The sequence below is a fragment of the Archangium violaceum genome, assembly GCF_016859125.1.
Lineage (GTDB): Bacteria > Myxococcota > Myxococcia > Myxococcales > Myxococcaceae > Archangium > Archangium violaceum_A.
In genome coordinates, this window is record NZ_CP069338.1 from 9654328 (window position 1) to 9677255 (window position 22928).

Annotated in this window: 26 protein-coding genes; 19 read left to right on the forward strand and 7 right to left on the reverse strand. The window is 68.8% G+C overall.

Annotation, left to right across the window (positions count from 1 at the left end; translation table 11 throughout):
- The first annotated feature begins 62 nt into the window (after positions 1-62).
- Together JQX13_RS40750 and JQX13_RS40755 are read left to right on the forward strand one after the other, a co-directional pair.
- Complete coding sequence (locus tag JQX13_RS40750) at positions 63-338, forward strand: hypothetical protein (protein WP_108070312.1); 276 nt, start codon at positions 63-65, stop codon at positions 336-338.
- A 65-nt stretch (positions 339-403) separates the two neighbouring features.
- Positions 404-1156, forward strand: coding sequence for a PHP-associated domain-containing protein (locus JQX13_RS40755; RefSeq protein ID WP_203404796.1), 753 nt, complete (start codon positions 404-406; stop codon positions 1154-1156).
- Positions 1157-1200: 44 nt separating this feature from the next.
- On the opposite strand, the gene JQX13_RS40760 is transcribed toward JQX13_RS40755, so the two are convergent.
- From JQX13_RS40760 to JQX13_RS40775, 4 genes are all read right to left on the reverse strand, one after another.
- Positions 1201-1941, reverse strand: a complete 741-nt coding sequence (locus JQX13_RS40760; RefSeq protein WP_203404797.1) for a hypothetical protein — start codon at positions 1939-1941, stop codon at positions 1201-1203.
- 11 nt (positions 1942-1952) lie between these two features.
- The gene (locus JQX13_RS40765) at positions 1953-2543 is read right to left on the reverse strand and encodes a hypothetical protein (RefSeq protein ID WP_203404798.1); all 591 of its coding nucleotides are present in this window, start codon (positions 2541-2543) and stop codon (positions 1953-1955) included.
- Positions 2544-2841: 298 nt separating this feature from the next.
- Positions 2842-3171: an FmdB family zinc ribbon protein gene (locus JQX13_RS40770; RefSeq protein WP_203404799.1), complete on the reverse strand. Its 330-nt coding sequence runs from the start codon at positions 3169-3171 to the stop codon at positions 2842-2844.
- A 17-nt stretch (positions 3172-3188) separates the two neighbouring features.
- Complete coding sequence (locus tag JQX13_RS40775) at positions 3189-4412, reverse strand: hypothetical protein (RefSeq protein ID WP_203404800.1); 1224 nt, start codon at positions 4410-4412, stop codon at positions 3189-3191.
- Between the two features lie 255 nt (positions 4413-4667).
- Here JQX13_RS40775 and JQX13_RS40780 point away from each other — a divergent pair, with 255 nt between their 5' ends.
- The 11 genes from JQX13_RS40780 to queD all read left to right on the forward strand — a co-directional run bounded on the left by JQX13_RS40780 (position 4668) and on the right by queD (position 14930).
- Entirely contained in the window at positions 4668-5084 is a 417-nt protein-coding gene (locus tag JQX13_RS40780) for a Fur family transcriptional regulator (RefSeq protein WP_239015461.1), read from the forward strand.
- Entirely contained in the window at positions 5081-5602 is a 522-nt protein-coding gene (locus JQX13_RS40785) for a TlpA family protein disulfide reductase (RefSeq protein ID WP_203404801.1), read from the forward strand. Before JQX13_RS40780 ends, JQX13_RS40785 begins: the two co-directional genes overlap by 4 nt.
- Positions 5603-5707: 105 nt before the next feature.
- Positions 5708-5944, forward strand: coding sequence for an FtsB family cell division protein (locus tag JQX13_RS40790; protein ID WP_239014157.1), 237 nt, complete (start codon positions 5708-5710; stop codon positions 5942-5944).
- 2 nt (positions 5945-5946) lie between these two features.
- Positions 5947-8112 carry a diguanylate cyclase gene (locus JQX13_RS40795; RefSeq protein ID WP_203404803.1) on the forward strand — a complete coding sequence of 722 codons (2166 nt, stop codon included), beginning with the start codon at positions 5947-5949 and terminating at the stop codon, positions 8110-8112.
- 31 nt (positions 8113-8143) lie between these two features.
- Entirely contained in the window at positions 8144-8959 is an 816-nt protein-coding gene (locus JQX13_RS40800; RefSeq protein WP_239014158.1) for a class I SAM-dependent methyltransferase, read from the forward strand.
- Between the two features lie 59 nt (positions 8960-9018).
- A complete protein-coding gene (locus JQX13_RS40805; protein WP_203404804.1) occupies positions 9019-9822 on the forward strand; it encodes a hypothetical protein in 804 nt (267 codons plus the stop codon).
- Positions 9823-10490: 668 nt separating this feature from the next.
- Entirely contained in the window at positions 10491-11669 is a 1179-nt protein-coding gene (locus tag JQX13_RS40810; RefSeq protein ID WP_203404805.1) for a thiolase family protein, read from the forward strand.
- A 90-nt stretch (positions 11670-11759) separates the two neighbouring features.
- Positions 11760-12458: a CoA transferase subunit A gene (locus JQX13_RS40815; RefSeq protein ID WP_203404806.1), complete on the forward strand. Its 699-nt coding sequence runs from the start codon at positions 11760-11762 to the stop codon at positions 12456-12458.
- Positions 12459-12467: 9 nt separating this feature from the next.
- The gene (locus JQX13_RS40820) at positions 12468-13124 is read left to right on the forward strand and encodes a CoA transferase subunit B (RefSeq protein WP_203404807.1); all 657 of its coding nucleotides are present in this window, start codon (positions 12468-12470) and stop codon (positions 13122-13124) included.
- Positions 13125-13251: 127 nt separating this feature from the next.
- On the forward strand, positions 13252-14541 hold the full coding sequence (locus JQX13_RS40825; RefSeq protein WP_203404808.1) for a class I SAM-dependent RNA methyltransferase: 1290 nt from the start codon (positions 13252-13254) through the stop codon (positions 14539-14541).
- Between the two features lie 26 nt (positions 14542-14567).
- On the forward strand, positions 14568-14930 hold the full coding sequence (gene queD / locus JQX13_RS40830) for a 6-carboxytetrahydropterin synthase QueD (protein WP_203404809.1): 363 nt from the start codon (positions 14568-14570) through the stop codon (positions 14928-14930).
- Positions 14931-14933: 3 nt separating this feature from the next.
- Here queD and JQX13_RS40835 read toward each other — a convergent pair whose 3' ends face one another.
- The 3 genes from JQX13_RS40835 to JQX13_RS40845 are packed head-to-tail and all read right to left on the reverse strand — an operon-like array spanning position 14934 to position 17274.
- On the reverse strand, positions 14934-15722 hold the full coding sequence (locus JQX13_RS40835) for an SDR family NAD(P)-dependent oxidoreductase (protein WP_203404810.1): 789 nt from the start codon (positions 15720-15722) through the stop codon (positions 14934-14936).
- On the reverse strand, positions 15716-16552 hold the full coding sequence (locus JQX13_RS40840) for a dihydroneopterin aldolase (protein ID WP_203404811.1): 837 nt from the start codon (positions 16550-16552) through the stop codon (positions 15716-15718). The genes JQX13_RS40835 and JQX13_RS40840 overlap by 7 nt, the downstream gene beginning before the upstream one ends.
- Complete coding sequence (locus tag JQX13_RS40845; protein WP_203404812.1) at positions 16549-17274, reverse strand: SDR family NAD(P)-dependent oxidoreductase; 726 nt, start codon at positions 17272-17274, stop codon at positions 16549-16551. The genes JQX13_RS40840 and JQX13_RS40845 overlap by 4 nt, the downstream gene beginning before the upstream one ends.
- A gap of 102 nt (positions 17275-17376) precedes the next feature.
- Here JQX13_RS40845 and JQX13_RS40850 point away from each other — a divergent pair, with 102 nt between their 5' ends.
- From JQX13_RS40850 to JQX13_RS40875, 6 genes are all read left to right on the forward strand, one after another.
- Positions 17377-18774, forward strand: coding sequence for a VWA domain-containing protein (locus JQX13_RS40850; RefSeq protein WP_203404813.1), 1398 nt, complete (start codon positions 17377-17379; stop codon positions 18772-18774).
- 12 nt (positions 18775-18786) lie between these two features.
- Positions 18787-19290 (forward strand): hypothetical protein, encoded by a 504-nt coding sequence (locus JQX13_RS40855; protein ID WP_203404814.1) that lies wholly within the window; start codon positions 18787-18789, stop codon positions 19288-19290.
- Between the two features lie 92 nt (positions 19291-19382).
- Positions 19383-20765: a tRNA (N6-isopentenyl adenosine(37)-C2)-methylthiotransferase MiaB gene (gene miaB, locus JQX13_RS40860; RefSeq protein WP_203404815.1), complete on the forward strand. Its 1383-nt coding sequence runs from the start codon at positions 19383-19385 to the stop codon at positions 20763-20765.
- 10 nt (positions 20766-20775) lie between these two features.
- Positions 20776-21291, forward strand: a complete 516-nt coding sequence (locus JQX13_RS40865) for a gamma carbonic anhydrase family protein (protein WP_203404816.1) — start codon at positions 20776-20778, stop codon at positions 21289-21291.
- 38 nt (positions 21292-21329) lie between these two features.
- On the forward strand, positions 21330-21785 hold the full coding sequence (locus JQX13_RS40870) for a Crp/Fnr family transcriptional regulator (RefSeq protein WP_203404817.1): 456 nt from the start codon (positions 21330-21332) through the stop codon (positions 21783-21785).
- A 340-nt stretch (positions 21786-22125) separates the two neighbouring features.
- On the forward strand, positions 22126-22875 hold the full coding sequence (locus JQX13_RS40875) for a DedA family protein (protein WP_203404818.1): 750 nt from the start codon (positions 22126-22128) through the stop codon (positions 22873-22875).
- Positions 22876-22928 lie beyond the last annotated feature (53 nt).

The window sequence follows — 22928 nt, forward strand, 5'->3', positions numbered from 1 at the left end:
TCGCTGGATCTGGCGCCCGGGGGAGGGGCCCTCGGGGTGGGGATGGGCGAAGGGGGATGGCCGTGGACGTGAAGACCAAAAAGGACCTGGCGGTGGACTTCATCAACGAGATCCGGACGATGGATCCCGCCGCGCTGAACGCGCTGATCGTCAAGGAAGCGGGCGAGGACCTGGCCCAGTTCTTCCTCAACTACAGCGCCAACCTCATCTCCAAGGATCCGTCCCGGGTGCTGGAGAACACCTCGTCGCTGATGCTGATGGGCTACCTCATCCGCACCCACGAGGAGAAGAACACCCAGACGAAGCAGACGGGCCTCCAGGGGTACGCGTTCGCCTGATTGTGGGCGGGGTGGTGCGCCGAGACTCGACAGCTCCCACGGGAGCCTGTTAGGGAGCGGCGCACATGCTCATCGATCTGCACGCGCATTCCTACCTCTCGAAGGATTGCGACCTGGATCCGCGCGCGGTCCTGGACCGTGCCGCGCTGTTCGGTCTGGACGGCGTGGCCTTCACCGAAACCAATACCCAGGACGGCTGTGACGAACTCTTCGAGATCGGCGCGAAGTCCAAGGTGAAGGTCTTCGTCGGTCTGGAGCTCATCACCGACCGGGGACAGTACCTGTGCTTCTTCCCGAAGCCGGAGCTGGCGCCCGAGCCGGTGCAGATGTGGGGCAGCAACCGCGAGAAGCCCTGGAGCGCCGCCGAGTGCCTGCCGAAGGTGCGCTCACTGGGCGCGGCCATCGTGGCGGCGCGCCCGTACGATCGGGACACGCCCAACCCGGCCATGGACTATGTCCGCACGCTGGGCGGGGTGCTGTGCGCCGTCGAGGGCTACAACGCCCGGGTGAAGCAGACGTCGAACGACCTGGCCGTGGAGGCCGCGGAGGCGCTCAAGCTGCCGTGCACCGGTGGCAGCGACGCCCGGGGCTCCCTGGACGAGGTGGGCTATGGCGCCACCTTCTTCAAGAATCCCATCCAGACGCAGGCGCAGTTGGTGGCCGCGCTGCTGGCCGGGGACTTCTACCCCGTCATGGCCGGCGAGCTGCCCCGGCTCACCCGTCCGGGCGAGGCCCAGGCCGCTCGCGGGGGTGGTGGCAAGCGCCGCGGGGGTGGTGGCGGCGGTGGTGGCGGCGGTGGTGGACGGCGCCGCCGCTAGAGGCCGACCCTCTCCCGCGAGGGGAGAGGGGACCTTCGTGTTTCCTACTTCGACTCGGCGGGCGTGCCTTCGTCGACCCGGGTCACCAGTCCGTCGGTGATGAACACCCGGCGCTTGCCGCCCGGGTACACCCACTCCTGGTGGACCTGCTGCCCGTCCAGCGTGCGGCGGATGCTCTCCGGCGCGCCCCAGGACATCTCCACCGCCGCCTCCGGCATGTACTCCAGCACCTTCTTCTGCCGGAGGGCGTCCTGGAAACGCGACTGGAACTTGGAGATCCGCGGCGCCGGATCCTGCGTCAGCAGGTGCCGATCCAGCTCGGTCAGCACCTCCTCCTTCGTCTTGAGCTGCGGCGGGAGCACGAGGATCACCGGAGGCCCCGGCGGCGCGCCCTTCACGTCCAGGTACACCCAGGGCTGAGTGCGCGGGGAGTACAGCACCCGCTCCGCCATCACCCACGCGGTGGGGAACTCCACCTTCAGCACGCGCACCTTCGTGCCCGCGGGCATCAGCGCCTGCACCGGGCCGGGGTTGATGGGGTTGCCCTTGGTGTCGTTGAGCAGCCGCACCTCCTCCGGCGGGTAGGGCGTCAGCAGCCGCTTCGACGAGTCCCCGAAGAACGGGGTGATGTAGCTGGAGGCCTTCAGGTAGCGCTCCGAGGACGGGCCGGTGGTCAGATCATGCTGGAGCTTCGTCCGATCCTCCGCGCTGAGCAGGGTCTGGCTCGCGCAGCCGGTGGCCAGGGCCAGGGGGACGAGGGCGAGCAGGGCGAGTAGTCGTTTCACGGAAACCTCGATCAGAAGGTGAAGGCGAAGGCGCGGGTGGTGGTGGGCGGGGCGTCGCGTCCGCGCGAGACGTCCGCCACCTCCACCGCCCTCTGGCGTGTCTGCTCCACGAGGCGCGGCCCACCCGCCTTGCCCAGCGCGTCGATGCCCTGGATGACGTGCGAGACGAGCAGCGCGAGGCCTCCCAGCCCCCAGAACCAACCGCCCACGGCGAACCTGAAGACGCTGCTGACGACGATGATGGCCAGGTCCACCACCAGGAACAGGATGAAGCCGTCGCGATCCCTCGCGATCAGGTGGCCCGTGCCGAAGCCGATGATCAGCCCCAGCACGAGCGCGAGGACCTGGCGCGTCTCCGCGTCCACGCCGCCGCCGGTGTCCAGGGGCAGGGGAGCGTCCATGAGGCCGAAGCGCATCGCGTCCGTGAGGCGGAGCGGTGGCGTCTCGGAGGGCTTGAAGGTGGCCGCCAGGTCCAGCCCCTCGAGCAGCCGCGCGTGGCGGCCTTCCATGGAGCGGGCGAAGGACACCGTCGGATCGGCGGCGGGGGCCGACTCGACGGGGGTGACGGCGAACAATGACGCGAGCAGCAGGGGAACCAACATGCGGGCACACCTCGGCTTGACTACGCGGGAGGGGCCCTTCCTTAGCTCAGCGGGGGCTCGGCGTCAGCGGTGCGTTGTCGCGTTCACGCTGCCTCTGCACGCCACAGCCCTTCAATGGCGGACAGATGGGACCCCGGCCTTCGGGATCCGGAACGAGCAGGAAACGGCCCAGGCCCCGGGCGTCGATCAGCTCCGGATGGCCACAGAGCACGCAATGGCGAGGTGGGCGCTTGGAGGGAGGGAATGGCACGGAGGCCAGTTTCCCCCCGCTCCAGGGTCCACGCGACTTTTCAGCCGCTCAGCTCTTGGCGCCGGAGGCGGCCGCCGCCGGGGCGCTCGACGTGCTGGAGGCGCTCGACCCCGAGTCCGACGAGCTACTGCTGGAACTGGAAGAGGAAGAAGAGGAGGACGAGCTGCTGCTGGAGGAGCTCCCGTCCTTCTTCGTCGAGCTGTACAGGTCCGAATACCAGCCGCCGCCCTTGAGGACGAAGCTGGAGCGGCTGACGACCTTGCTGAGCGAGCCCTGGGCGCCGCACGCGGTGCAGGCCTCCGGCGTCGGGTCGCTCACCTTCTGCAGGACATCGATCATCTTTCCACAGGACTTGCAGGCGTACTCGTAGATGGGCATGGCTGAGCCTCTTCCTTCTAAGGCGTGGAGTGAGGGGAGTCGTCCGAGGTCCGCTTGCGCAGCCCCTCGGCCACTCCCAGGCGCTCGAGAGCGCGGAGCACCAGCTCCGACGGGGCTCCCTGCTTGCGGGCCACCGTCTCGGCGAGCTGGGCAAGGGTCTTCGCCCCCGGGAGCTCGTCGCGCACCAGCACCTCGAGCTCCCTGCGGAGCATGTCCGTGAAACGCTTCTTGATTCCCAGATCCGCCAGGTATTTCTCGCGCCCGAGCAGATCCAACCGCTGGGTGAGGTTGCGCGCGGTGAGGGCCTCGCGGCGGAAGCGCTCGCGCAGCTCCTCGACCTCCCGGGAGATGCCGAGCTTCGCCTCGAGCTGGTTGAGCTCGGAGGGGCTGAGCCCCAGGGCCCAGCTGACCCGGCCGGCGGCGCCGCGCTGATCCGTGAAGGCGGCGAGGATGGCCGTGCGCTCGCGGGTTTCCATGGCCTCCATCAACCCGTGAGCCCTCAGGACTCCTTCCAGCTCCACCAGCGACAGCTCGCCCCGGGCGCCATTGTACTGCTGGGCGAAGGACTTGAGCAGGGCGAAGCGGTGCTCGTGGGACTCCAGCGCCGCCTCCAGCGCCTCCTTGCCGGAGGCGCGCGTCAGCTCCTGAAGGCTCGTCCTGGGGGCGTCCAGGCGGGTGAAGCGTCCGCGGGGCTTCGGCAGATCGCGCTTGAGGAAGCTCGGCGCCTCGGACTCGTCGTAGTCCGACTCCGGCGGGGCGAGCTCCGGCGCGGCGCGCTTCCGGGGGGCGATCCGCTGCTGGAGCGTCTCTCCGGCCGTCCTGGGCGCCTTCTCGGGCTTCGCGGGCACGGGGGCTGGTATGCCGGCCCTGGGCGCGGGCGTGGCGAAGGAGGGGATTTCCGGGGCGGGAGCGGGGGCGGGCGGCCGCTTCTCCTCATGGAGGCGGGCCAGCGCCTGCACCACGTCGTAATAGCCGCACCCCTGCCGCACCGCGGCGAGCGAGGGGTCGGTCCCCTGGAGCACGTCCACCACCGCGAAGGGGCCGAGCGGCGTGGCCGCCGGTTCGCCATCCGTCAAGGTCCGTACACGGAAGTCGTCGGCCTCGGACAGCAGGGCGAGCGCCTCGCGCACCTCGGTGGGGGTTGCAGGCGACTTCGCTCTCCGACAGAAGTCGGAGACCGCCACCGCCACCGGGGTGGGTACGTCATCGGGTTGCCGCTGTCTCTGCCAGTGACTGTTCATGAAAGTTGCGGAAAAATGCTCGTTTACAAGGCCGGGTGCCTCTATCTTTGCTGGCAGACGGGTGTCAATGAATCCGACGGGCCCCAATCTAAACAGCCAGAAGAAGGTGCAAGTCGGTGTTACACCCGAACGGGGGTGCATGCATCCCGTTCGTTCGGCCGGTGGACATTCGATGAGACCTGGGGCCACCGTGGTGGGTCGGGAGGCAGGCGAGCCGTGAATCATCAGGACATGGACGAGGTCCTTCAGCGCTACATGGCCCAGCACGGGCTGAAGAGCACGCGTCAGCGGAGCCTCATCATCGACACCTTCTTCTCCGTGGGCGGTCACCTGTCCGTGGAGGAGCTGTGGAACAAGGTGCGAGAACAGGACGCCAAGGTGTCGGTGGCCACGGTGTACCGCACCATGAAGCTGCTCAACGAGTGCGGCCTGGCGCACGCGCGCAACTTCGGTGACGGGCAGACGCGCTACGAGGCGGCCGCCGGGCGCGACCACCACGATCACCTCATCTGCACCCACTGCGGCACCATCGTCGAGTTCGAGGACGACCGCATCGAGCACATGCAGGACGCGGTGGCGGCCAAGCACGGCTTCAAGGTGACGTCGCACAAGATGGAGCTGTACGGGGTGTGCCGGAACTGCCAGCGAGCCGCCGCCAAGAGCGAGGCATGAGGCGCTCGGTCCTGGCGGTGGGCTGTGCGCTGGTGCTGGCCCTGGCCGGGTGCCGCCGGGTGCCCGAGACGCCCGGTGCGACCCTGGGGCCCTCGCCGTACCTGCGGGAGTTGGCGCTGCCCTATGTGGGCCCCACGCCGCATGACTGGCGCCGGCTGTCCGGGCGCGTGGTGATGGTGGCCTTCTTCGCCACCTGGTGCTTCCCGTGCGTGGCGGAGCTGCCCACGCTGGAGGCGCTCCAGAAGGAGTACGGTCCCCAGGGCTTCCAGGTGGTCCTGGTGGGCCTGGATCTGGATGGGGCGAAGACGCTGGCGCCCTTCGCGGAGCAGTACGCGCTCAACTTCCCGGTGCTGGTGTCCGACGAGCGCATACAGCAGGGCCGGAGCGCCTTCGGGCTCATTCCCGCGCTGCCCGCCACCTTCCTGCTCGACAAGGAGGGCCAGGTGGCCGGCGCGTGGCAGGGCGTGGCCAGCCACGAGGACACCTCACGAGCGGTGGAAAAACTGCTGCGCCGCTGAAGCCCGCTACAGGCCTGGAGCGGATTTCTTGCCGGGGGAGTCGCCACTGGTACCTTCCGCCCACTCATGACGGTGCGGCGAAAGCTTCTGGGCATAGCGGCGTGTGTGGCCGCGCTCCTCACGCTGGTTTCGGTGGTGGACGCGAAGGGCTTCCGCCGCTACCTGCTCCTGCGCCAGGACGTCGAGGCCATCCAGGAGCGCAACCGCATCTTGTCCGAACAGAACGACGTTCTCCGCCGCGAGATCAACGCGCTGCGCAACGACCCCACCGCCCTCGAGCGCGCCGCGCGAGAGGAGCTCGGCTACATCAAGCCGGGCGAGATCGTCTTCCACCTGGAGTAATCATGTCCGCGCTCTCGGTCATCCCTCCAGTCTCCAAGTTCCTGCGCTTCGCGGTGCGCTCCGTGCCCGCCGCGGCCGTGCTGGCCTGCTTCGTCCACATGGCCCGCGGTGGCTTCCGCGGGCTGCAGACCCTCGGTTGGACGGAGGCCTCCATCGTCCTCTTCCTGCTCGCCGCGCTGGCGGTGATGGGGTGGAGGCGCTTCACCCGGGGCGCCGTGGGCGCGCCGCTCTTCCTGCGTGATGACCTGGAGCTGGGCGCAGTGCTCATCGCGTCGGCCTTCATCGTGGTGGCCATCGCCGGGGGCGCGGTGTTCCCCCTCATCTACCTGCTCATGGCCTTCCTGGTGGCGTTCCTGCCGCGCAACGCGGGCCTGGCGCTGCTCGGTGTGGCGCTCGCGTTCGACGCGCTCGTCACCCTGGGAGGGCAGGAGCGCAACCTCACCGCCTTCTTCACGCACTCGCTCTTCCTCTCGCTCTTCGCGGGCCTGTACCAGCTGGTGCTCGCCTCGCGCATCGCCGCCGCCCGCCGCGCGGAGAGTTCCGCGGTGGAGAAGCGCATCAAGGAGGTCGAGGAGCGCGCCCGCACCTTCCGGCTCGTCAGCTCCGGCTCCCACGACAACCCGCCCGACGTGAAGGACGAGGAGAAGTGGGTGCTGGCGTCCGTGAAGGAGATTGAAGGCGCGGTGGGCGCGGGGCTGGAGATCGCCGAGACGGCCCTGAAGACGCACACCTGCGCGGCCTTCCTGCTCTCCTCGGACGACAAGGGCCTGAAGTTGTACGACTGCCGCAGCATGTCGGACCGGGTGCAGCGCGAGACGTTCAACGCGGGCGAGGGCATGCTGGGCGGGGTGCTCAAGCGCCGGGCTCCGGTGCGGATGCACTCGGTGCATGGGCTCAAGGGCATCACCTGGTACGACGGGGGCGCCCCCGAGCTGAAGGCCGTGCTGGCCGTGCCCATCATCGAGGGCAGCGGGCTGGTGCGCGGCGTGCTGGTGGCGGATCGGCTGACGCACAACCCGTTCTCGGATGACGACGAGAAGCTCTTCACCACCATCGCGGCGGAGGTGCTGCGCTCCATCGAGGTGGAGCGGGTGATGACGTACATCCGCAAGACGCGCGACGAGAAGGACCGGTTCTTCCGTGCCATCGAGGAGCTCAACCGCGCCGGCAGCCCGGAGCAGGTGTTCCTGGCGGTGCTGGAGAGCGCGCGGCAGCTGGCGGGGCTGGACTTCTGCGCCGTCACCATCGTGAGCGAGGTGGAGGGCAAGCGCGTCCACAAGGTGGCGCGGATGCTCGGCGTCACGGCGCAGGGCAGCAAGGCGCTCGAGGGCCGCTCCTTCCCGGATAACAATGGGCTGGTGGCCAACGTGGTGCGCTACGGCGCGCCGCTGCCCGGGCGCGACATCAAGGCCATGGACCGGCAGGTCATCTTCGACGAGGAGACGCAGGTGCGTGGCCTCGGGGCGCTGAAGATCTTCCCGCTCACGGCGGGAGACCGGATCCTCGGGACGCTGGTGGCGGGCTCGCGCCGCAAGTCCGCGCTGGACCATGACGTGCTGCGGATGTTGGAGGTCATCGCCATCCAGGCGGCGCAGGCGGTGCTGCGCGCCCAGTTGTACGAGGCCATGGAGCGGATGGCCACGACGGACGGCATGACGGGCCTGTACAACAACCGCACCTTCCAGGCGAAGGCGGACGAGATGCTGGCGCACTCGCGGCGCTACGGGCGCAAGTGCTCGCTCATCCTCACGGACGTGGATCACTTCAAGAGCGTGAACGACACCTACGGCCACCTGACGGGAGACCAGGTGCTCAAGGGCGTGGCGCGCATCCTGAAGCAGCAGGCGCGGGACACGGACATCGTCGCGCGCTACGGCGGCGAGGAGTTCGCCATCCTCATGCCGGAGACGGACGCCAAGGGCGCGAAGGTGATCGCCGAGCGGATCCGCGAGGCCATCAAGGCCGAGGTGTTCCAGACGGAGATGGGGCCGCTGAAGGTGACGTTGTCACTGGGCATCGCGACGGCGCCGGACCACGGCACGGACAAGCTGGTGCTGGTGGAGCAGGCGGACCAGTGCCTGTACTACGCGAAGCGGCACGGCCGGAACCAGTCGGTGACGGTGGCCGAGGCGCAGGGCGGAAGGAAGCTGCAGGCTGTCGAGGGTTGAGAGCCCCCTCTCCCCCTGGGAGAGGGTGGGGGTGAGGGTCGTGAAAGAGCGGAGCCGTGTCCCCCTGGCGGTGACGACGAGCGGAAAGCCGGAGGACTCGCTGAGCGCACGGGCCCGAGAGGCGGCGCGCCAGTGGGGCCTGCCGTTCATCCCCCGGCGCAGGAAGGAGCCGATCGGCCCGCTGCTGGAGTCCGCGGCGGAGGCCTTCATCGTCTTCGAGCGCGAGGGCGTGTCGCTCTGGGACAAGGAAGGCTCCTTCAGCTTCAATCCGGGCATGGCGCACCTGCGCCGGCTGCGGATCCTCTCGGGGCAGACAGGCGGAGATGACGCCCTCGTGCGCGTGGCCGAGCTGCGCGCGGGAGACCACTTCCTCGACTGCACCCTCGGGCTCGGACAGGACGCGCTGGTGGCGGCGCTGGTGGTGGGGCCTTCCGGGAGGGTGGTGGGCCTGGAGAAGAGCCTCGCGCTCCACGCCGTCGTGTCCGAGGGCCTGAAGGCCTACGACTACGGCCCGGACTCGTGCCGCGTGGAGACGGTGCACGCCGACGCGCAGATGTACCTGCGCTCGCTGCACTCGGGCTCGTTCGACGTCGTCTTCTTCGATCCGATGTTCGAGAAGCCCAGGAAGTCCCAGCCTGCGTTCGAGATGCTCCGCCGCTTCGCCGAGCACGCTCCGCTCACGCCCGAGACGCTCGAGGAGGCGCGGCGCGTGGCGCGGCGATGGGTGGTGGTGAAGGGCTCGAAGTACTCGGACGATCTGAAGAAGCTGGGCATCGAGGCCGAGCCCGGCTCCCGTTACACGTCCGTCATCTGGGGTCGTGTTCCGGCGGCCTCGTCCAACGATTGAGCTTCTGCTCAATCCCCCCGGAATCCAGCTACGGTCGCGCGCGCAAGGGAGGAAGTCACATGATGCGTCACACGATGCAGTGGCTGTCCGTAGTGGGGGGGTTGTCCTTGTCGTGGGCCCTGCCGGCGATGGCGGAGGGCACTCCGGTCGACTGTGGGACCGTCGAGTGCGAGGGCATCCGGGAAGTGAAGGCGCTGTACCAGGCCGAGCTGTCCTTCTTGCAGGAGAGGGATCGGTACTCGCTGGACCTGGCGGAGGTGGGCTTCGCGCCGGCGGCGTGCGCCGATGGCACGCGCGCGCCCGTGCCGGGAGCGGGCTGGGTCGCCGGCTGCCACTTCGCCTACAGGGTGACGGCCATGACGGGTTTTCCGAATTCGTCCTACACCGCCATTGCGCAGGGGGCCGCGGGCACGCCGGCCGAGGGCATCACGCTGCGGATCGGCGCGCCCTCATTCAACAAGATCAACCTCACGCTGGAGCGTGACGGTGTCAGCCGCTACGTGGGCTGGGACGAGTGCCTGCCGGCCGCCTCCTTCATGTGCTCGGCCCAGCAGCGCGAGGGCCTCCGGGACATCCGGCACCTCTTCACCGCCGAGCGGGCCTTCCTGCAGGAGAAGGACCGGTACTCGAGCGACATCGCGGAGGTCGGCTTCGCGCCCCTGAGCTGCACGGATGGCACGAACGCTCCGGTCCCGGACAGCACGTGGGTCGGCGGGTGCCGCTTCATCTACCACGTCGACCTCACGCCCTCCGGCTTCATCGCCACGGCGCGCGCCGTGTCCGGCGTCATCGCGGGCACCACGATGAAGATCGACGAGACCGGTTCGGTTTCGATCTCGTCCATCCCCTTCGAGTGCCAGTGAGCCCATAAAAGACTTGCCCCAGGGCTCGGAGGAAAGTTTCTCCGGGCCCCGGGGCAAGGGGCGCGCCAGGGAGAGGGGGAAAACCCTGGCGGCACGTCATTGATAACCAGAGGCGAAGGATTGCGCATCACTCCTTCGTGCATGTCGCGCACGATTTCCAGGAGTCAACACTGCGCCGCCCTTCACCCGACGCTCACAACCCACTTCGGGACGAGCCATTCCCGGCCCGAGTCATTTCTCTCCAGCACTCCGTGCCGGGACGCTCGGGATTGGTACCGAACTCTCATCAATTGAGAGCAGTGACCTGGTGACCGACGCTGTTCACGAGTCACCACCCGACGCGCCTTCTCGCGCGCCTCGAGCTCCAGCCGGAGTGCTTCCTGGGTCTGGGTCGAAGCTTGTGAGCTGGATGCGCATGGGGAAGGGCTCCTGCCGTGCGAGGGGACGCGACGCCCCCGAGGGAGCTGACATCGGCCCGAGCGCATGACGCATCGTGTTAGCGCCGGGTGATTCCGCCCTTTCCTCGGAGCGAGAAGAACATCTCTCGTTTTAGTGGACGATGCGCCTCCAGGGCGGGCAAGGGAGCTTGACCCTCTCACAAGGCGTGGTGATAAGGGCGCTCCCGACGGTTATCCCAAGTTGTCTTCAGCACCCCAAGGAGGCAGTTCATGGCTCGTGAAGTGGTCATCGTGGGCGCGGCCCGTACCCCCATCGGAGCCTTCCAGGGCGCCCTGTCGAAGCTGACGGCGCCGCAGCTGGGCGCGGTCGCCATCAAGGCGGCACTCGAGCGCGCGGGTGTCTCTCCGGATCAGGTCAACGAGACCATCATGGGGTGCGTGCTGCAGGCGGGCGTGGGCCAGGCGCCGGCGCGTCAGGCCGCCATCTTCGCCGGCATTCCGGACAGCGTCCCCGCCGTCACCATCAACAAGGTGTGCGGCTCGGGCCTCAAGGCGGTCATCGCCGGCGCCCAGGCCGTGGCGCTCGGTGACGCCGAGGTGGTGGTGGTTGGCGGCATGGAGTCCATGAGCAACGCGCCCTACCTGAGCCACACCATGCGCGGCGGCGCCCGCATGGGCAACGTGGAGTTCAAGGACGCGATGATCCACGACGGTCTGTGGGATCCCTACGGCAACGTCCACATGGGCAACTGCGCCGAGGAGTGCTCCGTCACCCAGGGGATCAGCCGCGCCAACCAGGACGAGTACGCGCTCGAGTCCACCCGGCGCGCCATCGAGGCGCAGAAGGCCGGCCTCTTCGCCGCGGAGATCGTCCCGGTCACCGTCCCCGGCGGAAAGGGTGGGGACGTGGTGGTGAGCGAGGACGAGGGCCCGAAGAACGCGAAGCCGGACAAGATCCCCACGCTCAAGTCCGTCTTCAAGAAGGATGGCACGGTGACGGCGGCCAACGCGTCCTCCATCAACGACGGCGCCGCGGCGCTGGTGCTGATGAGCGCCGAGCGGGCCAAGGCCGAGGGCCGCACCGTCCTGGGCCGCATCGCTGGCTACGCCGGGGCCGCCCGCAAGCCGGTGGAGTTCACCATCGCTCCGGCGGACTCCATCAACAACCTGCTCAAGCGCACGGGCCACAAGGTCGGCGACGTGGACCTCTGGGAGATCAACGAGGCGTTCGCGGTGGTGGCGCTCGCCAACAACAAGCTCCTCGGGCTGGACGCGTCGAAGGTGAACGTGCGGGGCGGCGCGGTGGTGCTCGGCCACCCGATCGGCGCCTCGGGCGCGCGCCTGCTGGTGACGCTGCTGCACACCCTGAAGGATCAGAACAAGAAGCGGGGCGTGGCGTCGCTGTGCATCGGTGGCGGCGAGGGCATCGCGCTGATGGTGGAGCGCTAGACCAACGGGACGCATACTCCCTCTCCCTTGGGAGAGGGGCGGGGTGAGGGTCCACGAGAAGGCCCTCGCCCCGTTCTCGTAGGAGGGGTCATGAACAAGATCATCGCGAGCGCGGACGAGGCCGTCCGCGACATCCCGGATGGCGCCACGCTGATGAGCGGCGGCTTCGGGCTGTGCGGCAATCCGGAGAACCTCATCGCGGCGCTGCACCGCAAGGGGACGAAGGATTTGACCATCATCTCCAACAACTGCGGCACCACCGAGCTGGGCCTGGGGATTCTCCTCAAGGCCAACCAGGTGAAGAAGATCGTCGCCAGCTACGTGGGCGAGAACAAGGTCTTCGAGCAGCAGATGCTCTCCGGGAAGCTGGAGGTCGAGCTCAACCCGCAGGGCACGTTGGCCGAGCGCATCCGCGCGGGTGGCTGTGGCATCGGCGGCTTCTTCACGCCGTCGGGCGCGGGCACCGAGCTCTCCAAGGGCAAGGAGACGCGGATGATCGACGGGCGGCTGCACGTGCTGGAGACGCCGCTCAAGGCGGACTTCACCATCGTGCGCGCCTGGAAGGCGGACACCTGGGGCAACCTGGTGTTCCGCAAGACGGCCCGCAACTTCTCGCCGATGATGTGCATGGCGGGAAAGGTCACCATCGTCGAGGCCGAGCACATCGTGGCCGCCGGCGAGATCGACCCGGACCAGGTGCACCTGCCCGGCATCTTCGTGCACCGCATCGTCCAGTCGAAGAATCTCGAGAAGTGGATTGAGCGCCGCACCGTGCAGAAGAAGGCTTGAGAGGACGCCATGCCCCTGACCCGTGAGCAGATTGCCCAGCGCATCGCCCAGGAGCTGCGCGACGGCTATTACGTGAACCTCGGAATCGGCATCCCCACGCTGGTCGCCAACTACATTCCGAAGGGCATCGACATCATGTTCCAGTCCGAGAACGGCATCCTCGGCATGGGACCCTGGCCCATGGAGGGCGAGGAGGATCCGGATCTCATCAACGCCGGCAAGGAGACGGTGACGGTGGTGAAGGGCGCCGCCTTCTTCGACTCGGCGCTGTCCTTCGGGATGATCCGCGGCGGCCACGTGGACCTGGCCGTACTCGGCGCCATGGAGGTGAGCGAGCAGGGGGACCTGGCCAACTGGATGATCCCCGGCAAGATGGTGAAGGGCCCGGGCGGCGCCATGGATCTCGCGGTGGGCGCCAAGCGCGTCTTCGTGACCATGGAGCACGTCAACAAGGAGGGGAAGCCGAAGATCCTCAAGAAGTGCTCGCTCCCCATCACCGGCCTCAAGTGCATCAACCACATCGTCACCGAGTACGCCCTCATCGACGTGACGCCCGAGGGCCTCGTGCTGCGCGAGCTGGCCCCCGGCGTGACGGTGGAGCAGGTCCAGGCCATCACCGAGCCCAAGCTCAAGATCGCCCCGGACGTGCGTGAGATGAAGATCTGAACCGGACCTCCGGTTCTCCCGTCGTGCCGCCGCGGTCCCGTCTTCCGGGGCCGCGGCGGAATACCCAGGCCGGAGCGGAGGTCGAATAAGGATGGCACCCCGAGCGGGTGCCAGTTCCCCGTTTCCCATGCTTCCGGATACCCCCATTGAATTGACCATCGAGCGCCTCGGGCAGCTCGGAGAGGGCGTGGCCTCCCACGAGGGCCGCACCGTCTTCGTGCCCGGTGCCTTCCCCGGCGAGCGTGTCCGCGTGCGTCTGGAGCAGGAGGGCAAGGTGGTGCGCGGGCACCTGCTCGGCGATGTGCTGGCCACGAGCCCGGATCGGCGCCCCTCGCCCTGTGCCCTGAGCGCCCGGTGTGGCGGGTGCGACTGGCTGGAGCTGGCCGAGCCCGCCCAGCGCTCCGCGAAGCAGGAGATCGTCCTCTCCGCGCTGGAGCACCTGGGCCGGTTGAAGCGGGACACCTTCACGGTGCGGCCCCTGCTGGTGGCACCGAGGGACTTTGGCTACCGGCGGCGCTCGGTGCTGCACTTCCTCAAGGACGAGCTGTCGTACTTCGGCCGGCGGAGCCATGACCGGGTGCCGGTGAGCGAATGTCCCGCGCTGGTGCCGGTGCTCTCGGGGCTGCCGGGGAAGCTGGCGCCGCTGCTCAAGCCGGTGTCCCGGGACGCGGAGGAGGTGCACCTGCTGGCCGAGGGCGCCAAGGCGTCCTTCGCGGTGCTGCTGAAGGGACAGGCGACGCCCCGTCACGTGGAGGCATGCGAGACGGCGGTGCGCTCGTTGCGGCTGGAGGGCGCGGTGCTGGTGCCCAAGGAGGGCTCGCCGCGCGTCATTGGGAAGCCGGCGCTGCGCTCGGTGTCGCCGCTGCGGCCGGAGGTGCCGCTGTACCTGCGTCCGGATGCCTTCGCCCAGGCCCATGCCGAGGCCAATGTGGGGCTGGTGACGTCGGCCCTGTACGAGCTGGCTCCGCGCGAAACGGACTCGGTGCTGGAGCTGTATTCGGGCAACGGCAACTTCACGTTCCCGCTGGCGGCGAGCGCGGCCTCGGTGCTGGGGGTGGAGTCCTCCCCCGCGTCGGTGGAGCTGGCTCAGCGCAGCGCACGGGAGGGTGGGGTGGCCAACGTGCGCTTCGTCCAGGGAGATGCCCGGAAGGTGTGCGAGGGCCTCATGCGCGAGGGAAGGCGCTTCGACCTGGCGTTGGCGGATCCTCCTCGGACCGGGGCCCCGGGACTCGCCCGATGGTTCAAGACGTTGGGCGTGAAGCGGGCGGTGTACGTGGCGTGCGATCCGGGCTCGCTGGCACGGGACGCGGCGGGCCTGGTGGAGGCCGGTTACAAGCCGCTGGCACTTCAGGTAGTGGACATGTTCCCCCAGACGCATCACGTGGAATCCGTGATGTCCTTCGAGCTGCCCGGGTAGGCTCCCGCGGCACACAGGAGCCCGTTTTGGAAATCTTCAAGGAGTTCACCTTCGAGGCGGCCCATCGCCTCCCGAATGTCCCCCCGGGTCACAAGTGCGCCCGGCTGCACGGCCACTCGTACCGGGTGACCCTGCACGTCCAGGGCACGATGGATGCGAACACGGGGTGGGTGATGGACTTCGCGGACATCACCGAGGCCTTCAAGCCGATCCAGGCCCAGCTCGATCACTACTACCTCAACGAGATCGAGGGACTGTCCAACCCCACCAGCGAGAACCTGGCGCGGTGGATCTGGCAGCGGGTCCGGCCTCGGCTCCCGCAGCTCACCCAGGTGATGGTGCGCGAGACCTGCACCTCGGGCTGCATCTACCGCGGCGAGCACGACTGAGCTTCACTCGCGCAGCAGCAGTCCTCCATCGATGACCAGCTCGCTGCCGGTCGTCCACGGTGCCGAGAGCAGGTGCACCACCGCGTCGGCCACCTCCTCGGCCTTCCCGAGTCGTCCCAGTGGGTGGAGCGCCCCCAGCGTGGACAACTGGGCGGAGATCCGCCGCTGGAGTTCCTCGCCCTCGGGGATCGGCTCACCGGGATTCAAGCGCGGGGCCCGGACCATCTCCGTGTCCACCACGCCCGGGCAGACGGCGTTGGCCCGGACCCGCCGCGCGGCCCCCGCGAGGGCCAGGGAGCGCATGGCCGCCAGCAACCCCGCCTTGGCCGCGCTGTAGACGGCACTCGTGGGCAACGGCCGCACGGCCAGGGTGGAGGCGATGAACACCATGCCCCCACCGTCCTCCAGGACCGATAGCGCCTCCTCGCCCAGGCGCAGGGGGGCCACCAGGTTGATTTCGAGCTGGGCCCGCAGGGCGTCCTCGGAAATGAGGCCAGGGAGTTGGTGCTCCACCACCCCCGCCGAGTGGACCAGTCCATCCAGTCCGCCCAGTGCCTCTCGTGCCCGAGTCAGCAGTCCCACACGCTCGGAAGGGGAGGCGAGATCGCAGGGGAGGGCGACCGCCTGACCCGGCCAGGCTCGCGCCACCGCCTCCAGCCGCTCCGCCCGCCGCCCACTCACCGCCACCTGGCCTCCCGCCCGCAGCAGCGCCTCGGCCACCGCGAGGCCCATGCCACTTCCCCCGCCGGTCACCAGCACCTTCCGGGTGCCCACGGGCCGTGTGCTCACCATCGCTCGCCCTCTGCCTCCGGAGCGCTCGCCGCCGCCGGGTAGTAGGGGCGCCCCTCCACCGGAACCAGTCCGCCCGGAGGTTCTGGGACCTCCACCTCGTCATGGGGGATGAAGGCCGGGCGGTCCACGCACAGCACCGTCTGTTCGATGGGCCTCGGGTTGTCGTAGCGGTGCGGCAAATGCCGTGGCCACCGGAAACCCGTGCCCGCCGGCACGGGCTTGCCCTGGAGCAGCAGCCCGTGGCCCAGCACCAACTCGGCCTCGTTCATCACCCGGTGCTCGTGGGTGGGGATGGTGCGGCCCGGCGCGATGCGCAGCCGGTAGATGCCGACGTGCGCGTCCTGGAAGAGGATGTCCACCCGGCCAAAGGGCTTCTCCTCCAACTCGAAGCGGTACTCGTCCGCCGTGCGGTGCACCTGCAGCGATGCGAGGCCGACGCGTCCCAGGGCCTCCGGCTTCGTCAGTCGCAGGGTGACGGCCCGCACGGGGGCTCGCGCCGAGTCCGCGGTGGGCGGGGCCAGGATGTAGCGGCAGAGGGCCTCGGCGGCCGTCTCCAGCATGCGGAAGTCGGCCGTCTCCAGCAGGAAGCGCAGCTCCCCGGTCAGTCGCGCATAGTCCACCGTGTCACGGAGACTGCCCTCCGCGGCGGCCTTCCGGGTGTCCAGGTACAGGGCCACGTCGAGCTCCAGCGGCTGCGGCGTGCCGCGCTCGGCGGGATACACCCCGACGATGCACTGGACGGTGAGGTGACGCAGTTCGATGACATCAAACGGGCGGCCCTGCTCGTCACGAGGGGCGGGCGCGAAGGTGTCGGAGAGGGAACGGTTCATAGCTGGGCGCTCCGGGCTCCATCCACGGCGATCACCTGTCCGGAGATATAGGGGGCCTCGCGGGCCAGGAAGACTACCACCCGGGCCACATCCTCGGCCGAGCCTTCCCTTCCGAGGGGGATGCGGGCGAGGAGGGCCTGCCGTGCGGCCTCATCGAAGTTCTCCGGGAAGACGACCGTACCCGGAGAGACGGCGTTCACCCGCACCCGGGGCGCGAGTTCCACCGCCAATGCCCGGGTGAGCATGATCAGCCCGGCCTTGCTGACGGAGTAGTGGGCGTAGTGGCTCTCCGGCCGCTCGCCGCCAATGTCGGTGATGTTCACCACCAGCGGCTGGGGGGCGGTCCGCAGCGCCGGGAGCAACGCCTGGGTGAGGAAGAAGGGCGCCTCCAGGTTGACCCCCAGCATCCGGTGGTACTGCTCCCGGGTGATGTCCTCGAAGGCCACCCGCTCGTAGAGGCCCGCGTTGTTCACCAGGACGTCGATGGCGGGGTGGGCCTCACGCAGGGTGACCGCCAGCGACTCCACCTCCCGGGGCGAGCCCAGGTCGGCGCGGTACACCGTGGCGGTGCGGCCCAGGGCGCGAGCCTTCCTGGCGACCTCCTCGGCTCCCTCGGTCGAGCGGTGGACGTGCAGGGCCAGGTCGTAACCCGCCTCGGCCAGGGCCAGGGCGATGGCCTTGCCGAGCCGGACGCCGGCTCCGGTGACGACTGCTGTGGGCATGAATGACTCCGTCGGGTTTGCCTGGCGGCCGGGTATACAGGATCACATCGCGGGCCCGGGGCTGTTAGAACGTCTGCACGGATTCGAGGGGCCTATAACCACATGGACGCACGCATCGTCGAGTTCGCCGAGGTCCTCCGCCAGAACGGGGTGCGTGTCAGCACGTCCGAGGTCTCGGACGCCAGCCGGGCGGCCTCCGAGGTGGGCCTCCAGGACAGGTCCATCTTCCGTTCGGTGCTGCGGACCACGATGGTCAAGCGCCAGCAGGACGTGGACGTCTTCAATCGTGCCTTCGACTTCTTCTTCTCGGGGGCGGCGAAGACGTTCGAGGCGCTCGACAAGTCGCTCGCCCAGCAGATCCAGGAGCAGGGGCTCATCGAGGGCGACAACCTGACGATGCTGCTCTACCAGATGAACCAGCTCTTCCCCGAGCTGTCCCCGCTGGCCCAGGCGGCGCTCATGGGGGATCGGGCGAGGCTGGCGCAGATCTTCCGCTCGGCCACGCTGCAGCTGGATCTGTCGCAGATGCAGAGCTCGATGCAGACGGGCTTCTTCTCGCGGCGGCTGATGGTGGCGGCGGGCATTGAGCGGGCGCGCTCGGAGCTCAAGGCGCTCGAGGACGAGCTGCGCAAGCGGGGCCTGCCATCGGAGGGCGTGGAGATCGTCTCGCGCCACGTGGCCGAGGCCATGCGCAAGGTGGAGGACGCGGCGCGGCGCGAGGTGAAGCGTCAGGCCGAGGCCCGCATCCGCAAGCCCACGGGCGGCGTGGTGGACAAGCCCCTGCACCAGCTCAGCCAGGCCGAGGTGAACCAGATGGAGGCGGCGGTGAAGACGCTGGCGGAGAAGCTGAAGGCCCGGCTCATCCGCAAGCAGCGCTCGAAGCGGCGGGGGACGCTGAACGTGCGCCGCACGCTGCGCCGCAACCTGCCGTGGGGTGGGGTGCCCATGGTGCCCGTGTTCCGCGCCCGCCGCCCCGAGCGCCCCGAGGTCGTCGTCCTCTGTGACGTCTCGGACTCGGTGCGCAACGCCTCGAGGATGATGCTGCTCTTCACCTACACGCTGCAGTCGCTCTTCGTGCGCGTGCGCTCGTTCGTCTTCGTGTCGGACGTGGGCGAGGTGACGCAGTACTTCAAGGAGCAGGACGTGGACCGCGCGATCGATCTGGCCACCATGGGGGAGGCCGTCTCGCTCACCGCCAACTCCAACTACGGCCGGGCGCTGGCCGCCTTCTCGCGCGACTACCTCGGCAGCATCACGCGCCGTACCACGGTGATGATCATCGGGGACGGCCGCAACAACTACAACGCCAACAACGCCTGGGCACTCAAGGACCTGAAGCAGAAGTGCAAGCGGCTCCTGTGGATCTGCCCCGAGGACCGCCCCAACTGGGGCTTCGGGGACAGCGAGATGCTCACCTATTCGAAACAGTGCCACCAGACCGTGGTGGTGAATTCCGTGGCCGATCTGTCCCGCATCGCGGAGCAGCTCGTCCCCGCCTGAGAGGCACACCCTATGTCCCGTTCCATGTTCGATGACATCGATGGCGCGCCGGCCGGACTCATGGAGGCGGCCGACTCGCGCACGTTGCGGCTCTCCGCCCACCCCCTCACCCCCGCCGAGCTGGAGGGCCTCTTCCGCTACCAGGAGGCCTTCCTCGCCCACATGGAGCAGGCCGCGGTGGCGCACGATGCCTTCGCCACGGCGCATCAGCTGGGCCTCCAGGCGTCCGGGCTGGCGGTGAAGGTGGTGGAGCTGGGTAACGCCCTGCTGCGCGCCTACTCCGGCCAGCGCTGGACGGCGCGAAAGGTGCGCAGCCGGCTGGCGGAGCTGGAGAAGCAGACCGATGCCGTGTCCGTCGAGAAGGCCCGCAAGGCCCGCGACGAGCTGCACCGGATCGAGGACCTGGAGCCCCTGGCCCGGCGCTACGGACAGGAGGCGATCGATCTGTTGAACCAGCACGAGGATCGCCTGGTCGCCCTCCATACCCGGATGCAGAAGGCCCTGACCCGGCCCTGAGGCGCCCGCCCGCCTGCCCGCCGGTCCCCCGCAACCGTTGCAATCCGCCGGGGGCCATCGCATAAGAGCCCGTTCTCCGTACGGAAAGACACATGAAGCGCTACTTCATCCACACCTTCGGCTGCCAGATGAACGTCAACGACTCGCTCCGCATGAGCGAGGTGCTCGGCAAGCTGGAGTACCGGCCCACGCCGGTTCCGGAGGAGGCGGACCTCATCATCCTCAACACCTGCTCCATCCGGGAGAAGGCCGAGGACAAGATGCTCTCCGCCCTGGGCCGCTATCGCACGGTGAAGCTGGCCCGCGGCACGCTGCTGGGCGTGGGCGGGTGCGTGGCCCAGCAGGAGAAGGACAAGCTCCTCAAGAAGGTGCCCTACCTGGACTTCGTCTTCGGCCCGGACTCCATCGCGAAGCTGCCGGAGATCATCGGCCGCGTGCAGGGCGAGCGCGAGCGGGTGGTGGAGACGGCCTGGGTGGACTCCGAGGAGTACGTCTTCCCGCGCGCGGACCCCGAGACGAGCCGCGGCAAGGTGACCGAGTTCGTCACGGTGATGAAGGGCTGTGACAACGTCTGCTCCTTCTGCGTGGTGCCGCACACCCGTGGCCGCGAGGTGAGCCGGCCCTTCCCGGACGTGCTCGCGGAGGTGGCGGACCTGGCCCGGGTGGGCGTGCGCGAGGTGACGCTCATCGGGCAGAACGTGAACTCGTACCGGGGCGGCATCAGCTTCGCGCAGCTGCTCCTGCGGACCGCGGAGGTGCCGGGCATCGAGCGCGTGCGCTTCACCACGAGCCACCCGCACGATCTGTCGGACGAGCTCATCGAGGCCTTCCGGACGCAGCCGAAGATCATGCCGCACTTCCACCTGCCGGTGCAGAGCGGCTCCAACCCGGTGCTCAAGCGGATGCGGCGCGACTACACCGTGGCCCAGTACCTGGAGCGGCTGGAGAAGCTGCGCGCGGCGCGTCCGGGCATCGCGATGACCACGGACATCATCGTGGGCTTCCCCGGCGAGACGGAGGAGGACTTCGCGCTCACGCTCGAGCTCACGGAGAAGGTCCGCTACGACAACCAGTTCTCGTTCATCTACAGCCCCCGGCCGAAGACGGGCGCGGCGCTGAAGGAGGACGAGTGGGGTCCGGTGCCGCACGAGGTGAAGATCGAGCGGCTGGAGCGCCTGCAGAAGATCCAGCGGCGCATCAGCGCCGAGGTGACCGCGGCGCTGGTGGGGCAGGAGGTGGAGGTGCTGGTGGAGGGGCCCTCGCGCTACAACCCGCTCAAGCGCTTCGGGCGCACGCCGGAGAACCGCACGGTGAACTTCGAGGGCGACGCGCCGGCCGGGTCCTTCGTGAAGGTGCTGGTGGAGAGCGCCACGCCCAACCAGCTCGCCGGGAAGCAGACGGCGATGCTGAGCCCGCCCACGGTGATGCCCGCCGCCGAGGCCCCTCAACCCGAGCTCTCCTGCGTCGTCGCCTGAGCCCAAACCCATGGCCCTGAGACGTTTCAAGGACAAGACCCCGCGCGTCCACCCGAGCTGCTTCATCGAGGACTCGGCCCAGGTGATCGGAGACGTGGAGCTGGGGGAGGACTCCTCGGTGTGGTTCAACTCGGTGCTGCGGGGGGACGTGAATCCCATCCGCATCGGCCAGCGGACCAACATCCAGGATCTCACGATGATCCACGTCACCAGCAACCGGTACGCGACACACATCGGTGACGACGTGACGGTGGGGCACCACGTGGTGCTGCACGGGTGCACGGTGGGCAACCGCGTGCTGGTGGGCATGGGCGCCATCGTCATGGACGGCGTGGAGATCGGCGACGACTGCATCATCGGCGCCGGCACGTTGCTCACCCCGGGGACGAAGATTCCTCCGGGCTCGCTGGTGGTGGGCTCTCCGGGCAAGGTGAAGCGGACCCTCACCGACGAGGAGCGCGCCTTCCTTCTCGAGTCCGCGAAGCACTACGTCCACACGGCCGCCGACCACCGCGCCAGCCGTTAACGTGACGCACGCCAGCGTGCGTGTTAGGACCACACCGCATGGAGGTCGCAGCCGCACTCAAGGCGAGCCCGCTCTTCAAGGACTTCACCGATGTCGGCATCCAGATCTTCGCCGCCATCGGGATGGCCCGGGCCTTCCCCAAGGGCTCGGCGCTCTTCCTGGAGAACCGTCCGGGAGAGTCCCTCTTCATCGTGGGAGATGGCACCGTCCGCCTGAGTGCGAGGAACACCGCGGGCGAGGAGGTGACGCTCGGGGATGTAGGCACGGGTGAGCCCCTGGGTGAACTGTCGCTCATCCAGAAGGGCGAGCGGCTGTGCACCGCCATCGCCGTCACGGATGTGACCGCCGTGGAGATCCGTCACGCGGATTTCCAGAAGCTGACCGCCCAGAAGCCCCAGGCCTGCATGAAGCTGCTGATGGGCATCGTCACCCACTTCGGCCAGAAGGTCCGCGACAACCGCGAGGCCATGAAGTCGCTCGTCGGCAAGACGTGACGTTGTAACGATGTACCCCTTGCACCTCGTGCTACCTTCCCCGTGAACGATACGAGGGATGTTCGCGCGTGCTCCTACCCATGTCTACCCGCACATACCCATTGGGGGTGACGAGGAGGGCATGCGGCCATGGAGGCGCGTGGTTAAGGCTGCTCGGACTCCAAGAGGAGAACAGGTCGACGGGAGATGATGGGGCAGCCAGCCGTGGGGGGTACACTGGCCCATGGCATGTGGCTCGGAGTTTTGACGAGGCGCCCCTGGTTGATGCGGGGGCGCTGGAAGCCAGGGTCCGGGTGACGCCCGCCTGGCCTCCACGGACGTGAAGAGAGACGAGACGAGCGTGCAAGAATTCCTCACCAACCTGCTGGGTAGTACCCACGGCTTCCTCGCCTATGCCACCGTCTTCGGCATCCTGGTGGCCTGCGGGCTGGGCGTGCCCCTGCCCGAGGACATCTCGCTCATCCTGGGCGGGTTCCTCGCTCACAAGGGCGCGGCCAGCCTGCCCATGATGATGCTGATCGGCTTCGGAGGCATCCTGGTGGGCGACAGCCTCATCTTCCTCGCCGGGCGCCGTCTGGGGACGCAGGTGGGCCGCTCACCCACGGGCTTCCTGGCCCGGGTCGTCACTCCCGAGAAGCGTGCCAGGGTGGAGGGGCTGTTCGCCCTGCACGGGCAGAAGATCGTGATGATCGCCCGCTTCCTGCCCGGGGTGCGCGCGGTGACGTACTTCACCGCCGGCTCCGCGGGCATGTCCTACTGGCGCTTCATCTTCTGGGACGGCCTGGCGGCGCTCCTGTCCGCGCCGTTCTTCGTGTGGCTCGGCTTCCACTTCGGTGACAAGCTCGACTACGCCATCGACCGGATGAAGGAAGGCCAGCTGGTGGTGGTGGGCGTGCTCGCGGTGGTGGGCCTGGTCGCCTTCGTGTGGCGCAAGCGGATCGCCGCCCTGCGCAGCGCGGCGCTCAAGGCCGCCGTGAAGGCCTCGCCGGTGCCCGCGCACCTGCTGGCCGGCGCTCCCGAGGCCCAGTCGGCCGCGGCGCCCGTCTTCGAGAAGCCCTCCAGCACCGAGCGCCTGCAAGTCCGCGACTGACGTCCTCCCCCCGAGCCGGAAGGGAAGGGCCCCGGGAGATTCGGGCCCCTGCT